This is a genomic window from Duganella sp. OV510 (assembly GCF_900100205.1).
Lineage (GTDB): Bacteria > Pseudomonadota > Gammaproteobacteria > Burkholderiales > Burkholderiaceae_D > Rugamonas.
The window spans coordinates 1-15,755 of the sequence record NZ_FNEQ01000014.1 but is presented as its reverse complement, the minus strand read 5'-3'; the positions used below and the strand labels follow the sequence as shown (position 1 = coordinate 15,755).

At 63.8% G+C, this 15,755-nt stretch carries 12 protein-coding genes; 8 read left to right on the top strand and 4 right to left on the bottom strand.

The window, feature by feature from the left end:
- Positions 1–49 precede the first annotated feature (49 nt).
- The 8 genes from BLS51_RS29610 (at position 50) to BLS51_RS27270 (ending at position 6,362) form a co-directional block, all read left to right on the top strand.
- The gene (locus BLS51_RS29610) at positions 50–277 is read left to right on the top strand and encodes a hypothetical protein (RefSeq protein WP_090192145.1); all 228 of its coding nucleotides are present in this window, start codon (positions 50–52) and stop codon (positions 275–277) included.
- Between the two features lie 61 nt (positions 278–338).
- On the top strand, positions 339–1,112 hold the full coding sequence (gene rfbF / locus BLS51_RS27300; RefSeq protein ID WP_090192147.1) for a glucose-1-phosphate cytidylyltransferase: 774 nt from the start codon (positions 339–341) through the stop codon (positions 1,110–1,112).
- The gene (rfbG, locus tag BLS51_RS27295; RefSeq protein ID WP_175472709.1) at positions 1,109–2,185 is read left to right on the top strand and encodes a CDP-glucose 4,6-dehydratase; all 1,077 of its coding nucleotides are present in this window, start codon (positions 1,109–1,111) and stop codon (positions 2,183–2,185) included. The genes rfbF and rfbG overlap by 4 nt, the downstream gene beginning before the upstream one ends.
- 10 nt (positions 2,186–2,195) lie before the next feature.
- Positions 2,196–3,515, top strand: coding sequence for a lipopolysaccharide biosynthesis protein RfbH (gene rfbH / locus BLS51_RS27290; RefSeq protein ID WP_090192151.1), 1,320 nt, complete (start codon positions 2,196–2,198; stop codon positions 3,513–3,515).
- A 7-nt stretch (positions 3,516–3,522) separates the two neighbouring features.
- Positions 3,523–4,122, top strand: coding sequence for a hypothetical protein (locus BLS51_RS27285; RefSeq protein ID WP_090192153.1), 600 nt, complete (start codon positions 3,523–3,525; stop codon positions 4,120–4,122).
- On the top strand, positions 4,119–4,886 hold the full coding sequence (locus BLS51_RS27280) for a hypothetical protein (protein ID WP_139168807.1): 768 nt from the start codon (positions 4,119–4,121) through the stop codon (positions 4,884–4,886). The genes BLS51_RS27285 and BLS51_RS27280 overlap by 4 nt, the downstream gene beginning before the upstream one ends.
- A 10-nt stretch (positions 4,887–4,896) precedes the next feature.
- A complete protein-coding gene (gene rfbC, locus BLS51_RS27275) occupies positions 4,897–5,457 on the top strand; it encodes a dTDP-4-dehydrorhamnose 3,5-epimerase (protein ID WP_090192158.1) in 561 nt (186 codons plus the stop codon).
- Positions 5,454–6,362 carry an NAD-dependent epimerase/dehydratase family protein gene (locus tag BLS51_RS27270; protein WP_090192161.1) on the top strand — a complete coding sequence of 303 codons (909 nt, stop codon included), beginning with the start codon at positions 5,454–5,456 and terminating at the stop codon, positions 6,360–6,362. The genes rfbC and BLS51_RS27270 overlap by 4 nt, the downstream gene beginning before the upstream one ends.
- 39 nt (positions 6,363–6,401) lie before the next feature.
- Here BLS51_RS27270 and BLS51_RS27265 read toward each other — a convergent pair whose 3' ends face one another.
- The 4 genes from BLS51_RS27265 to BLS51_RS27250 form a co-directional block, all read right to left on the bottom strand.
- Positions 6,402–7,187 (bottom strand): glycosyltransferase family 2 protein, encoded by a 786-nt coding sequence (locus BLS51_RS27265; protein ID WP_090192163.1) that lies wholly within the window; start codon positions 7,185–7,187, stop codon positions 6,402–6,404.
- 20 nt (positions 7,188–7,207) lie between these two features.
- Positions 7,208–8,572 carry an HlyD family type I secretion periplasmic adaptor subunit gene (locus BLS51_RS27260; protein ID WP_090192166.1) on the bottom strand — a complete coding sequence of 455 codons (1,365 nt, stop codon included), beginning with the start codon at positions 8,570–8,572 and terminating at the stop codon, positions 7,208–7,210.
- Complete coding sequence (locus BLS51_RS27255) at positions 8,545–10,659, bottom strand: peptidase domain-containing ABC transporter (RefSeq protein ID WP_229207780.1); 2,115 nt, start codon at positions 10,657–10,659, stop codon at positions 8,545–8,547. Before BLS51_RS27255 ends, BLS51_RS27260 begins: the two co-directional genes overlap by 28 nt.
- A 233-nt stretch (positions 10,660–10,892) precedes the next feature.
- Positions 10,893–15,755 (bottom strand): beta strand repeat-containing protein (locus tag BLS51_RS27250; RefSeq protein WP_229208075.1); only part of this gene is annotated, 4,863 nt, incomplete at its 5' end.

The window sequence follows — 15,755 nt, the reverse complement described above, 5'->3', positions numbered from 1 at the left end:
ACACCCCGCGCCTTTCGATTTCGTACTGCCCGGCCCCGAGGAACTGGGCATGCAGCCGGGCTTCCGGTCGCTGTCGATGATGCGCATGATGCTGGCAGACGCGCGCCTCGGCGAAGGGCAGACATCACGCCACTGTCGATACGGGCGGCGGACGGCAACCTGCGCGACGCGTTGTGTGCCGACGCTGCAAGCCGAGGCGCCGCACCCGCTGCACGTCGAACTGGGCGGCGATAGCGCCGCCGAATGCGGGGAAATGTTCAAACACATTGGCCGCTAATCAGCCTGTATTTTTCGTTTAAAATAAGCCACGCCTACGCACCACACACAACGGGGAATTCATGAAAGCAGTCATACTGGCCGGCGGCCTGGGCACACGGCTCAGCGAGGAAACCACCGTCAAGCCGAAACCGATGGTCGAGATCGGCGGCAAGCCGATCCTGTGGCACATCATGAAGAGCTATTCGGCTCACGGCATCAACGATTTCGTCATCTGCTGCGGCTATCGCGGCTACATCATCAAGGAATTCTTCGCCAACTACTTCCTGCACACCTCGGACGTCACTTTCGACCTGCAGGCCAACAGCATGGAAGTGCATCAGCGTTACGCCGAACCGTGGCGCGTCACGCTGATCGACACCGGCGCCGACAGCATGACCGGCGGCCGCCTTAAGCGCGTGCGCGAACACCTGAAAAACGAGGAAGCATTCTGCTTCACCTATGGCGACGGCGTGGCCGACATCGACATCACCGCCTCGATCGCCTTCCACCAGGCACACGGCAAGCTGGCCACCATGTCGGCAGTGCTGCCGCCGGGCCGCTTCGGCGCCATCGACATCGACGGCCAGCGCATCGTCAGCTTCAAGGAAAAACCGCAGGGCGACGGCGCCTGGATCAACGGCGGCTACTTCGTGCTGTCGCCGAAAGTCATCGACTACATCGCCAACGACGCCACCATCTGGGAAAAAGAGCCGATGGAAACGCTGGCCCTGGAGAACCAGATGGATGCCTTCTTCCATCACGGCTTCTGGCAGCCGATGGATACGCTGCGCGACAAGATCCACCTGGAAGACCTGTGGGAAAGCGGCAAGGCGCCGTGGAAGAAGTGGCCATGAGTCCAGCGTTCTGGCAAGGCAAGCGCGTTTTCCTGACCGGCCACACGGGTTTCAAAGGCAGCTGGCTCAGCCTGTGGCTGCAACAGCTGGGCGCGCACGTGACCGGCTACGCGCTGCCGTCGCCGAGCAATCCCAGCCTGTTCGAGGTGGCCCAGGTCGGCAGCGGCATGAGCTCCATCACCGGTGACATCCGCGACGCCGCCGCCTTGCAGCAAGCCATGCGCGAAGCCCGGCCAGAGATCGTCATCCACATGGCGGCGCAGGCGCTGGTGCGGTATTCCTATGTCAATCCGGTCGAGACCTACGCCACCAACGTCATGGGCCTGGTCAACTTCTTTGAAGCGGTGCGCAACACACCCGGCATCAAGGCGGTGGTCAACGTCACCAGCGACAAGTGCTACGAGAACAAGGAATGGGCCTGGGGCTACCGTGAAAACGAAGCCTTCGGCGGCTACGACCCGTACAGCAACAGCAAGGCCTGCGCCGAACTGGTGACGGCCGGCTACCGTTCGTCGTTCTTCAATCCGGAAAAATATGCCGAGCACGGCGTGGCGCTGGCTTCTGGCCGCGCCGGCAACGTCATCGGCGGCGGCGACTGGGCGGAAGACCGCCTGATACCCGACATGGTGCGGGCGATTGCCGCCGGCCAGCCGGTGCGCATCCGCAGCCCGCACGCGATCCGCCCGTGGCAGCACGTGCTGGAGCCGCTGTCCGGCTACCTGACGCTGGCCGAGCACCTGTACCTGCACGGCGCGGCGTTTGCCGAAGGCTTCAACTTCGGCCCACATGACATCGACGCCCGCCCGGTCGAGTGGATCATCGAACGCCTGTGCCAAAGCTGGGGCGACGGCGCCGCCTGGGAGCTGGACGCCGCTCCGCAGCCGCATGAGGCACACTATCTGAAACTGGACTGCTCCAAGGCGCGTGCGCGCCTGCAATGGCAGCCGCGCTGGCACCTGGGCCACACCATCGAGCAGATCGTCGCATGGCACCAGGCGCACATGCGCGGCGCCGACATGCGCGCGCTGACACTGGCGCAAATCGCCACCTATCAAAACACCGCACCACTTTAAGGCAGCAATCATGAGTCAAACCAAAGAACAACTGCGCGAGCAGATCATCAAGCTGGTGGCCGAATACGGCGCACTGGCCAGCGTACCGAAACCTTTCGAACCGGGCGTGACCGTGATCCCGCCAGCCGGCAAGGTGGTCGGCGCACCGGAGATGGAACTGATGGTCGAGGCCTCGCTGGACGCCTGGCTGACCACCGGCCGCTTCAACGACCAGTTCGAGGCCAGGCTGGCCAAGCTGATCGGCGTTGACTTCCTGATCACCGTCAACTCCGGTTCGTCAGCCAACCTGGTCGCCTTCAGCGCGCTGACCTCGCCGAAGCTGGGCGCGCGCGCCATCCAGCAGGGCGATGAAGTGATCGGCGTCGCCGCCGGCTTCCCCACCACCGTCAACCCGATCATCCAGTTCGGCGCGGTGCCGGTGTTTGTCGACGTCGAGCTGGGCACCTACAACATCGACGTGAGCCAGCTGGAAGCGGCGATCTCGCCGAAAACCAAGGCCATCATGCTGGCGCACACGCTGGGCAATCCGTACAACCTGGACGTCATCACCGCCCTCTGCAAGAAATACAATCTGTGGCTGATCGAGGACTGCTGCGACGCGCTCGGCTCGACCTACAACGGCAAGATGGTCGGCACCTTCGGCGACATCGGCACCATGTCGTTCTACCCGGCCCACCACATCACCATGGGCGAAGGCGGCGCGGTGTTCACCAACAACCCGGAACTGAAAGCGATCGCCGAATCGTTCCGCGACTGGGGCCGCGACTGCTACTGCCCGCCAGGCAAGGACAACACCTGCGGCAAGCGCTTCTGCCAGTGCTTCGGCACACTGCCGCCCGGCTACGACCACAAGTACACCTACAGCCATCTCGGCTATAACCTGAAGATCACCGACATGCAGGCCGCCTGCGGCCTGGCGCAGATCGACCGCGCGGCCGGCTTCGTGCAGTCGCGCAAGGACAACTTCGCCTACCTGAAAGACCGCCTGAAGTCGTGCGAGGAATTCCTGATCCTGCCGGAAGCCACCGAGAACTCCGATCCATCGTGGTTCGGCTTCCCGATGACGCTGAAGCCGGAAGCGAATGTCGCCCGGGTCGACCTGCTGACCTACCTGGACCAGCACAAGATCGGCACCCGCCTGCTGTTCGCCGGCAACCTGGTGCGTCAGCCATATATGCAGGGCCGTCACTACCGCATCTCCGGCGAACTGACCAACACCGACCGCGTGATGAACGACACCTTCTGGGTCGGCGTCTATCCGGGCCTGTCGCGCGAGATGCTGGACTTCGTGGTCGACAAGCTGGAATCCTTCTTCGGCGTCAACTTCTAGGCCGGCGATGGAACAGTACATCGTCCCCTTCCGTTCGATGCTGCCGCCCAACGCCCGCCTGCTGGTGCAGGCCGGCGCCAGCAACAGCGAGCTGGCGCAGGACTACCGCGCGCTGTATCCGGCTTCCTGCACGCTGGTGGTGGAGGCCGATCCGGCGCCTGCGCAGCAGGCGCGCGACTATGCCGAGCGCGTCTACCTGGCCGACCTGGAAAGCGCCGGCGACGCCTTCTACAAGCAGCTGGAATGGGCCGATGGCTGGTACTTCGACACCACGCTGGAGCAGTTTGCCAACCCGCTGCAGGTGCTGCAGCAGGTGCGCAAGGTGATCCAGTTCGACGCCAGCATCACCGCCCGCATCATCAACCGGCACTACTGGGATGCACCGTCCGTTCCGCCGCGCCACGCCTGGGGCATCAATGACATGCTGGTACTGTTCCAGCAGGCTGGCTTCCGCGTCGACAACGGCGTGCTGCTGAACCCGGGGCCGCTGCCGCCGGCGATCGAGGACGCGCTGCGGCAGCAGGCCGCCAGCAGCGGCGCCGCGCCGCAGACGCTGCTGGATGCGGCCCAGCCTTCCCACTACCTGATTAAGGCCGTGCCCGCGTGATGAACGATAAACCGCTGTTTTACTGCATCGCCCACGCGCCCTTCAACTGGAAGATGCCGGACTTCATGACCATGCTGGGCTCCGGCAGCTATGTGCCGGAAAACGGCCTGGCGATGAGCCAGCTGATGTCGCCGGAAGAGGCGGCGCGCAACCGCTACCTGGGCGAATACCTGGCGCTGTTCGAGGTGCGCCGCCAGCTGATCGCCAACAAGGCGACCGGCTTTGTCGGCTTTTGCCATTACCGGCGCTTCGCGCTGACCCATCTGATCGGCACGCTGGACGGCTTCAACATGCACGCCCATCCCGACCTGCTGGCCCAGGTGAAGCCCGAGCATTTCTATGGCGACGGCCAGACACCGATCGTGCCGATCACGGTCAGCTGGCCGGGCACGCTGCTCCAGCAGTACGAGGCCAACAACGTCGGCCGCGACCTGCTGATGTTCTTCGGCGACGCCATCGACTGCGGCGTCATCACCCACAAGGAAGCAGCGGATTTCCTGAGCAGCAACGCCTTCATCGCCGCGCCGACCGTCTCGTACATCCCGGTCACATGGTTCATCGAGATAGCGCACGACCTGGAACTGGTGGCGTCGCGCTTTTTCCGCCACCACTACATCCACCGCCCCGGCTACGAGGACCGCAGCATCGCCTTCTGCTGCGAAAGGCTGCAGGCACTGATGCTGGCCAAACGCATCGAAGCCTGGGAGGGCAACAAGGTCATCAAGCGCCCGCTGGTGCTGCTGGACGCCACCTTCCCCAAATAGCAAGGCCATCATGCAGATCATTCCGACCGCTATTCCCGGCTGCTTCCAGATCATCACCGACATCCGCCGCGATGACCGTGGCAGCTTCGTCAAGGTATTCCACGAAGACATCTTCCGCCAGCACGGACTGGCGACCGACTATGCCGAGGAATACTATTCGACCTCGCAGCGCGGCGTAATCCGCGGTCTGCATTTCCAGACGCCGCCGCACGACCACGCCAAGCTGGTCTACTGCGCGCAAGGCGCGGTGCTGGACGCCGCACTGGACCTGCGCCGTGGCTCGCCGGCTTACGGTCAGCACATCACGCTGGAACTGAGCGCCGACAATGGCCACATGCTGTACCTGCCGGCCGGCCTGGCGCACGGCTTCTGCTCGCTGAGCGAACAATCGCTGATGACCTACAAGGTCACCACCACCTACGCGCCCCATAATGACGGCGGCGTATTGTGGAATTCTGCCGGCATCGCCTGGCCGGTGCAGGAGCCGGTGATGTCGCCGCGCGACCGTACCTTCCCGGCGCTGGCGATGTTCGAATCGCCTTTCGTCTACAACGCCGGAGCCGACGCATGAACGCTGTAACGCCCGCTTCCACAGCGCCGCGCCGTGCGCTGCTCACCGGCGCCTCCGGCTTCGTCGGCGCCGCGCTGACGCGCCGCCTGCTGGCCGACGGCTGGGAAGTCCACCTGCTGCTGCGCGCGAGCTCGTCCACCGAAGGCCTGCCGCCGCAGGCACAGGTGCATCGCCATGACGGCAGCACGCTGCAACTGATCGACATCATGCGCGCCGCCGCGCCACAGGTGGTCTTCCACCTGGCTTCGCTGTTCCTGGCCGCGCACAAGCCGGAGGATGTCGAGCGCCTGATCCACGCCAATCTGCTGTTCTCGACGCAGCTGGTGGAAGCCATGGCCGCCTGCGGCGTGCGCCAGCTGGTCAACACCGGCACCTCATGGGAACACTACGAGGACCAGGCCTACAATCCGGTCTGCCTGTACGCCGCCACCAAGGCCGCCTTCACCGCGCTGCTGCACTACTACGTCGAAGTGCACCAGCTGCGCGTGATCACGCTGAAGCTGTTCGACACCTACGGCGCCGGCGACACGCGGCCCAAGGTGCTGAACCTGCTCAAGCGCGTGGCCAACGAGGGCACGTCGCTTGGCATGTCGCCAGGCGAACAGCTGGTCGACCTGGTGTATATCGATGATGTGATGGACGCCTTCGTGCTGGCCAGCGAGCAGCTGGCGACGCAGGCGGCAGGCATCGAGGAGTACGGCGTCTCCAGCGGCCAGCCGGTGCCGCTGAAGGAGATCGCCGCGCTGTATGCGCAGGTCAGCGGCAAGCCGCTGAATATCGCATGGGGCGGCCGTCCCTACCGCGAGCGTGAAGTGATGCTGCCGTGGCACAGCTATCGCAGCGTGCCGGGCTGGCGGCCCAAGGTCGGGCTGGCGCAAGGCCTGGCGCTGTTCCACAACAGCTGACGTCGTCCCGGCGCAGGCCGGGACCCATACGACGGCGGCTTAGAAGTTGTCCAGATCCAGCTGAATATTCGCGCTCGCCATCAGCGCCTGCCGCGCCAGCCGGGTTTGCATATTCGGCGCCGGATGCTTGCGGTACAAATGCAGCATCACCTCAACAATCTTGTCGTCGCGCGAATTGCCGCGCCGCATATTCTCCGGCGCCGTGGCGGCACTCTTGTGTATCACTACGCCATCGGTATCGAAATACACGAGTTCACGGCCAGCCATCGCCGCCAGCAGGAACTCCCAATCCTCGTAAATAATCAGATCGGTCTCGTTGCGCACGCCGCGCAGCACATCGCTGCGGTAGGCGATGCAGCTGTTCGGGATGCGGTTGCGCACGTACACGCTGTCGAACGTCACGTCGGCAATCGATGCCTTCTGCGCTTCCGACAGCAGCTTCGGCGGGAACACCGTGCGGTCCTCGTGCTGGATCTGGAAATCGTGGAACAGCAGCGCCGGCTTGTCCTGCAACAGGCGCGCCTTCAGCTTGGCCAGGTGGTCCGGGCGATAGGTGTCGTCGTCGTCGAGGAACAGGATGTACTCGGAATCGGCAATCGCCAGGCCCATATTGCGGCTGGCGGCGGGTCCCGGCACGCCGGTGGCGCGCAGCACATAGTCGAAGCGCTTGTCGAGCTGCGTCAGCTGCTGGTATGGCGGCAGATAGCCGGGCGTGTCGGACACGATCACCACCTTGAAATCCTGGCAGGTCTGGGCGATCAGCGATTCCAGCGTGCGGGTCAGCAGCAGCGGGCGGTCATGGGTAGGAATGATGATGGTAAACACGTTGCGGCTCCAGCTAGGAATTAAGGTTCGCGGATCGATTCGTCCAGCGCGCGGGTCAACGGGAACAGCAGGTAGGACATCACCGTGCGATGGCCCACCACGATCTCCGCCGTCACCGTCATGCCGGGCAGCAGGCGCGCGCCGGCCGGCAGTTTGCGCAGCTTGCCGGTGTAGGGCACGCGGCTCAGGTAGAAGGCATCGGTGCCGCCGCCCTTGTCGGCATTTTCGCGCTTGAAGGAATCCTGGCTGATGAAGCGGATTTTACCGTCCAGCATGCCGTGCTCCTGGAACGAGAAGGCATCGATTTTCAGGTGCGCCGACAGGCCCGGCTTGATGCGGCCGATATCCTGCGAATCGATCTGCACCTCGGCCTCCAGCTCGGCGCCCAGCGGCACCAGCGTGAACAGCGCCTCAGCCTCGCGCACGATCGAGCCGACCGACAGCTTGCCGATTTCCAGCACCACGCCGTCCGACGGCGCCACCATCTGCACCATCTTGGCGCGCTTGTCGGCCTTGGCCAGCTGCTCGTTGATGCTGTCGCGCTCGCGGCTGGCGCTCAGCAGGTCTTCCATCGACTTCTGCCGCCAGCTGCGCTCAAACGCCGCCCGCTCCGATTCTGCCGACGCCAGTTCACGGCCCATCTCGATCAGCTTGTTGCGCTGCAAATCCATGTCGCGCTCGACTTCCAGGCGGCGGTCGCGCGCTTCCAGCAGATGCATCTTGGCGCCGAACTGCTCGGCCATCAGCTGTTCCTGCATGGCTTCCACCTCGCGCAGCGACTTCACCCGCTGGGCCAGGATGGTCTGGTCGTGCTTGTTGGTTTCCAGACCGGCTTTGAGGCGCGCGATGTTCTGCTCCATCTTGTTCTTCTGCGCTTCGTAGTTGGCCTTGCGCTCGCTCGACAGCTGCGCCTGCAGCAGCGCGTCGTCGCTGGCGCCGGAAGCGAGATTGGCGCCCTGCTTGCCCGACAGCTCCGCGCGCAGGCCGGCAGCCTGGGTGTCCAGCGATTGCAGGCGCAGGCGCAACTGGGTTTCGTCGGCGGCGGTGAAGGTCGGGTCCAGCGTGGCCAGCAGCTGGCCTTTCTTGACGATCTGGCCAACGCGCACGTCGATGCTCTGGATGATCGAGGTATCCAGCGGTTGCACCACGATGTTCGGCAGCGGATTGACCAGCTTGCCGTGGGCGATGACGATCTTGTCCACCGGCGATACCGAGGCCCAGATGATGAAGAACACAAACGCGCCCAGCAGAACGTGCAGCGTCAGCCGCACGAACTTCGGCAGCGGATTGCGCTCGATGGCGTCCGCATCCGGCAGGAACTCGATTTCGGTCTCGTCCTTCTTGCCGCGCTTGAAGTTTAAAGGTGACTTGTTTGCTGGTTCCATAAGTGCTGGTAAGTTTCGCTACGGGTAAGCAGTTCTTCGTGGCGGCCGGAATCGACCAGCGAGCCTTGATGCATGACCATGATGCGGTCGGCGTTGACCAGCGTGGACAGGCGGTGGGAAATCATCACCACCGTGCGGCCCACGGCAATCTTCGACAGGTTGCTGATGAAGATGGCTTCCGATTCCGGGTCCAGCGCCGAGGCGGCTTCGTCCAGGATCAGGATACGCGGCCGCGCCACCAGCGTGCGCGCGATCGACAGGCGCTGCTTCTGGCCGCCGGACAGGTTGGTGGCGTTTTCTTCCAGCATGGTGTCGTAGCCCTGCGGCAGGCGTTCGATGAATTCGTCGGCGCCGGCAGCCTGCGCAGCGGCCACCAGTTCTTCAAACGTGGCGTCCGGCTTGGTGATCGACAGGTTGTCGCGCACCGTGCCGCGGAACAGGAAGTTCTCCTGCAACACCACGCCGATCTGGCGCCGCAGGTGCGGCAATTCGATCTCGCGCGCATCAAAGCCGTCAAAGCGCACCAGGCCTTCCTGCAACGGATACAGGCCCTGGATCAGCTTGGTCAGCGTGGTCTTGCCGGAGCCGGAACGGCCGACAATGCCGACTACCATGCCTTTTTCGATGGTGAACGAAGCCTTGTTCAGCGCCAGGTTCTGCGCGCCCGGATAGCGGAACACCACGTTGTCGAACTTGATCTCGCCTTCCAGCACCGGACGCAGGCCGTTGGCGCCTGGGCGGCCTTCCGGCGCGCGGTTCATCACCTCGCCCAGCATGCGCACCGACAGCGCGGTTTCCTGGTATTCGTTGACCAGGCCGACGATGGAAATCAGCGGCTGCGTGACGCGGCCGGACAGCATCTGGAAGGCGATCAGCGCACCGACCGACAGCGTGCTGTCGAACACGTCGGAGGCGCCGACGATAATCAGCGTCACCGGCATCAGCTTGCCGAGGAAGTCGGTCAGCGAGTTGCCGGCGATGGAAATCTGGCCAACGCGGAAGTGCATGGTGATGGCTTCGGCCGAACGCTGGTCCCACACGCGGCGCTGCGACGGCTCGATCGCCAGCGCTTTCACCGTGCGCATGCCGTGGATGGTTTCCACCAGCATGCCCTGGCGCTGGCCCTCGGCCGAATACAGCGCGCTCAGGCGACGCTGGAAGGTCGGCACCATGGCCAGCACGATGCCGCCGATCATGGCGGCAAACAGCAGCACGATCAGCGTCAGCTTCATCGAGTAGCTGAACAGGATGGGAATGAACACCACCAGCGCGATCAGGTCGAGCCCGGTCATGAACAAACGGCCGGTGAGGAAGTTGCGGATCTTTTCCAGCTGCTGCATGTGGCGCGTGACCACGCCGGCGCTGGTGGTTTCAAAGAAGTCGATCGGCAGCGACAGCAGGTGGCCGAACACGCGCCGCGTCAGCCGCATGTCGATCTTGTTGGAGGCGGCCAAGGTCAGCGTCTGGCGCAGGAAGCCGAAGGTCGAGTCGAAGATCAGCGCGGCGACGATGCCGACGCCCAGCACCTGCAAGGTGGTCACGCTCTGGTGCGTCAGCACCTTGTCGATCACCAGCTGGAAGAAGATCGGCGAGGCCAGCGCCAGCAGCTGCATGGCGATGGCGGCGATGAAGATGTCGCGGAAAGCCGCCTTCTGCTTGAGAATCTCGGGAATGAACCAGCGCAGGCCGAACGGCTGGTTGGGATCGGTCAGCTTGTGCTGGCGTTTGACGAAGAACACCTCACCCTTCCAGCGCTTCTCGAATTCGCTGCGTGCCACCATTACCACCTGGGCGTTGGCGGCGGCCGGGTTCAGCACGGCGGCCTGATCCTCGCCACCGTTCTCGCCCGGCTTGACGCCGACCACGATGATCATATTGCCGTCCGCCAGCCGCGCCATGAGCGGGAACACGCCGCCCTGCGCCATCAGGCGCGACCAGGTCAGCGTGTCCGCCTTGGCTTTCAGGCCGATGTCGGACGCAATGCGCAGCAGCGCACCAGTGGTGGGTTCCTCCGCCCGCAAGGCGTTTTCATCAATGATGCGTTCCGGATTGATTTGCAGACCATGATGCTGCGCGATGGCAGTCAAGCACTGAATCGCGGTGTGGGGGAATTTATCTTGCATAGGCCTGTAAAGGAAAAAGCTTGCATTGGCGCACTATCGTGCCAGCTTGAGGATTCTAACCCAGTGCAACGTTTCACGCCGCCTTTTCTGTTGTAGAAAAACAAGTGCTTTTACCTTGCTATTCGCTCGCTCAAAAAAAAACGGCAAGGCCCGCAGGCCTTGCCGTTGTTGACGCTAGCGTTTAAGCAGCGTGGTGCTTACTTGGCAGCCAGGATGCCTTGAGCATGGTTGCCGGTCAGCAGCGCTTTCAGACGCTGGGTTTCGTCGCTGGCGACCTGACCCGATGCGGCGGTCAGCTTGTTGTCGTAGCTACCGATCGCGCTAGCCAGGGCTGCCACTGCCGTGTTGTTGGCGGTAGGCATTTCCAGCTTGGTGGCGGTCGGCGTCGACGACGCGGCGTTGAAGCTGGCCAGGGCGCCCGACAGGTTGCTTACCGAGCTGGTCAGCGACGAGGCGCTGTTGTTGACGGCGAACCAGACGTCGGCGGCAGCGTGGGATGCGCCGTCGGCCGTCTCGAAGGTCGAGGTCAGGCCGATGGTGTTGCCGTTGTTCGACGAACCATCCACTTTGGCGTTCAGGCTCAGCTTGGTGATGCCGAGATCGGTCAGCGATTTCAGCTCGTCCGCAGTGCTGATGCCGTCGGCATTGCCGTCGACCCACACTTGCAGCTTGCTGAAGGCGCCGTCCTTGGCATCGATCACGCCGTCGCCGTTGGTGTCCAGCTCAGCCAGGGCTTCGTAGCCGTTCGACGCTTTCGAGCCGTTGGCCAGCGTGGTGCCCGTGCCGAACAGTTCGCTACCGTCGTTGATGCTGCCGTCGCCGTTGCGATCCAGAACCAGCAGGCCGTCACCGCCTGCGATCCAGCCGGCTTGTTCCTTGCTGCCGTCTGCATTCAGGTCGAAGCTGACACCGTTGCCGGCGGCCAGCGTGGTGATGCCGTCACCTTTCAGGTCCAGCACGATCGGCGAGATGCCGTGCGAGGCGTTGAACAGCGCCGAAGCCTGGGCCGTGCTCATGGCCTGGGTTTGCGACGAGGTCAGCGCGTTGGCCTGCTGCGAGGTCAGATTTTTGATCTGGCCGGTGGTCAGCGCCACGATCTGGTCGGTGGTCAGCTTGACCAGCTGGGTGGTGCTCAGCGCTTTGAACGAAGCGGTCGACAGTGCTTGCAGGTCAGCCGTTTCGATCGCCGCGATGCTGTTGGTCGACAGTGCGCGCAGCTGGTTGGTGCTCAGTGCGTTGAACTGGTTGCTCGACAGCGCCACGACCTGGTCGGTGCTCAGGCCGACGGCAATCGCCGCAGTGCTCAGCGCAGCCACCTGGGCGGTGCTCAGGGTTTTCACCTGGTCGGTGCTCAGCGCGGCCACCTGGGCGGTGCGCAGGATGGCGATCGTCGAGGTTTTCAGCGCGCCGATGTCGGCCGTTTCGATCGCTGCCACGGCGGCGGTCGACAGGGCGTTCACTTGCGCGGTGCTCAGCGCGCCCACCTGGTTCGAGGTCAGGCCGGCCACCTGGTCGGTGGTCAGGCCGTTGGCCACTTGCGAGGTGGTCAGCACGGCAACGCTGCCGGTCGACAGGCTGGCGACCTGGTCGGTGCTCAGCGCCTTGATCTGGTTGCTGGTCAGCGCTGCGACAGCAGCGGTTTTCAGCACGTTCAGATCAGCCGTTTCCAGGTTGGCGATGGCGGCGGTGCTCAGCGCCACCACTTGCTGCGAGTTCAGCGCGGCAGCCTGGGTGGTGGTGAAGGCAGCCACCTGGTCGCTGTTCAGTGCGGCGAAGGCAGCGGTGGTCAGCGCGATCGTCTGGGCCGCCGACAGCGAGTTCACCTGGTCGGTGGTCAGCGCGGTGATCTGCGCCGATTTCAGCGAGGCGGCGCCGGCGGTGGTCAGGCCCACGATATCGCGGGTTTCGATCGCGCCGATGCTGTTGGTCGACAGCGCGCCTACTTGCGCGGTGGTCAGCGCGGCAACCTGGGTCGAGGTCAGCGCAACAACCTGGTCGGTGGTCAGACCGTTGGCGATTGCGTTGGTGCTCAGCACAGCCAGTTGGGCGGTTGCCAGGGTGTTGACCTGCTCGGTGGTCAGTGCAGCAACCTGGGCAGTGTTCAGCACGTTGAAGGACGAAGTCTTCAGCGAAGCCAGGTCTGCGGTTTGCAGCGCGGCAACCGAGTCGGTGCTCAGGGCAGCAACTTGCGCGCTGCTCAGGGCGTTCGCTTCAGCGGTGGTCAGCGCCACGACCAGGTCGGTGGTCAGCGCCTTGATCTGATTGGTGGTCAGGGCGGCGACGGCTGCGGTTTTCAGTGCGGCGAAGTCCTGGGTTTGCAGCGCGGCAATTGCGTTGGTCGACAGCGCCACAACTTGCTGCGTGTTCAGCACGGAAGCTTGCGTGGTGGTCAGCGCAACCACTGCGTCGGTGCTCAGGCCAGAAACTGCGGCGGTGGTCAGCGCAATGATCTGGTTGGTCGACAGTGCAGCCACTTGATCCGAGGTCAGTGCAGCCAGTTGCGCCGATTTCAGGGCGGCGATGCCAGCAGTGCTGAGGCCGCCAATGTCGCGGGTTTCAATCGCGCCGATGCTGTTGCTCGACAGGGCAGCTGCTTGCGCGGTGGTCAGCGCAGCGAACTGTTGCGAGGTCATCGCCACCACTTGATCGGTGGTCAGGCCGTTGGCGATTGCCGTGGTGCTCAGGACAGCGAACTGACCGGTAGCCAGGCCGTTGACTTGCTCGGTGGTCAGTGCAGCAACCTGGGCCGAGTTCAGCGCAGCGAACGCTGCGGTTTTCAGCGCGGAGATGTCAGCGGTTTCCAGCGCAGCGACGGAGTCGGTGCTCAGGGCAGCAACTTGGGCGCTACTCAGGGCGTTCGCTTCAGCGGTGCTCAGGGCAACGATCAGGTCAGTGGTCAGTGCCTTGATCTGGTTGGTCGACAGACCGGCGATCGCAGCCGTTTTCAGGGCAGCGAAGTCCTGGGTTTGCAGCGCCGCGATGGCGTTGGTGCTCAGCGCAGCAACTTGCTGCGTGGTCAGCGAAGCAGCCTGGCTGGTGGTCAGTGCCACAATCGCGTCGGTGCTCAGGCCCGATACAGCGGCGGTGGTCAGCGCGATGATCTGGTTGGTCGACAGTGCAGCCACTTGATCCGAGGTCAGTGCAGCCAGTTGCGCCGATTTCAGTACCGCGATACCGGCGGTGCTGATGCCTGCGATGTCGCGGGTCTCGATGGCGCCGATGCTGTTGCTCGACAGAGCACCCACTTGCGCGGTGGTCAGCGCAGCGAACTGTTGCGAGGTCATCGCGACCACTTGATCCGTGGTCAGGCCGTTAGCCAGGGCAACGGTGCTCAACACTGCGAACTGACTTGAGGCCAGGCCGTTGACTTGCTCGGTGGTCAGTGCAGCAACCTGTGCCGAGTTCAGGGCCGCGAACGATGCGGTCTTGATGGCGGCGATGTCAGCGGTTTCCAGCGCAGCAACTGCGTCGGTGCTCAGGGCAGCAACTTGGGCGCTGCTCAGGGCATTCGCTTCAGCGGTGCTCAGGGCGACGATCAGGTCGGTGGTCAGCGCTTTGATCTGGTTGGTGGTCAGGCCAGCGATCGCAGCGGTTTTCAGTGCGGCGAAGTCCTGGGTTTGCAGCGCGGCAATCGCGTTGGTCGACAGGGCGACAACCTGCTGAGTGGTCAGCGAAGCAGCCTGGCTGGTGGTCAGCGCGACGATTGCGTCAGTGCTCAGGCCCGATACAGCGGCGGTGGTCAGCGCGATGATCTGGTTGGTGGTCAGTGCAGCCACTTGATCCGAGGTCAGTGCAGCCAGTTGCGCCGATTTCAGGGCAGCGATGCCAGCGGTGCTGATACCCACGATGTCGCGGGTTTCAATCGCGCCGATGGCGTTGCTCGACAGAGCACCCAGTTGGGCGGTGCTCAGTGCTGCCAGTTGCGACGAGGTCAGAGCGACAACCTGGTCGGTGGTCAGACCGTTGGCGATGGCGTTGGTGCTCAGGGCGCCCAGTTGTGCGGTGGCCAGACCGTTGACTTGCTCGGTGGTCAGTGCAGCAACTTGAGCCGAGTTCAGGGCCGCGAACGAGGCGGTCTTGATCGAGGCGATGTCAGCGGTTTCCAGCGCAGCGATAGCGTCGGTGCTCAGGGCAGCAACTTGCGCGCTGCTCAGGGCATTCGCTTCAGCGGTGCTCAGGGCAACGATCAGGTCGGTGGTCAGCGCCTTGATCTGGTTGGTGGTCAGGCCAGCGATCGCAGCGGTTTTCAGTGCGGCGAAGTCCTGGGTTTGCAGCGCGGCAATCGCGTTGGTCGACAGGGCGACAACCTGCTGAGTGGTCAGCGAAGCAGCCTGGCTGGTGGTCAGCGCGACGATTGCGTCAGTGCTCAGACCCGATACAGCGGCGGTGGTCAGCGCGATGATCTGGTTGGTGGTCAGTGCAGCCACTTGATCCGAGGTCAGTGCAGCCAGCTGGGCCGATTTCAGGGCAGCGATACCAGCGGTGCTGATACCGACGATGTCGCGGGTTTCAATCGCGCCGATGGCGTTGCTCGACAGGGCACCCAGTTGGGCGGTGCTCAGGGCAGTCAGTTGAGCCGAGGTCAGGGCAACCACTTGATCAGTGGTCAGACCGTTGGCGATCGCGTTGGTGCTCAGTGCACCCAGTTGTGCGGTGGCCAGGCCGTTGACTTGCTCGGTGGTCAGTGCAGCAACCTGTGCCGAATTCAGGGCCGCGAATGCTGCGGTCTTGATGGCGGCGATGTCAGCGGTTTCCAGCGCGGCGACTGCGTCGGTGCTCAGGGCAGCAACTTGCGCGCTGCTCAGGGCGTTGGCTTCAGCGGTGCTCAGGGCAACGATCAGGTCGGTGGTCAGTGCCTTGATCTGGTTGGTGGACAGACCGGCGATGGCTGCGGTTTTCAGGGCAGCGAAGTCCTGGGTTTGCAGCGCGGCGATGGCGTTGGTCGACAGGGCAGCCACTTGCTGGGTGGTCAGCGAAGCAGCCTGGCTGGTCGTCAGTGCGACGATTGCGTCGGTGCTCAGACCCGATACAGCGGCGGTGGTCAGCGCGATGATCTGGTT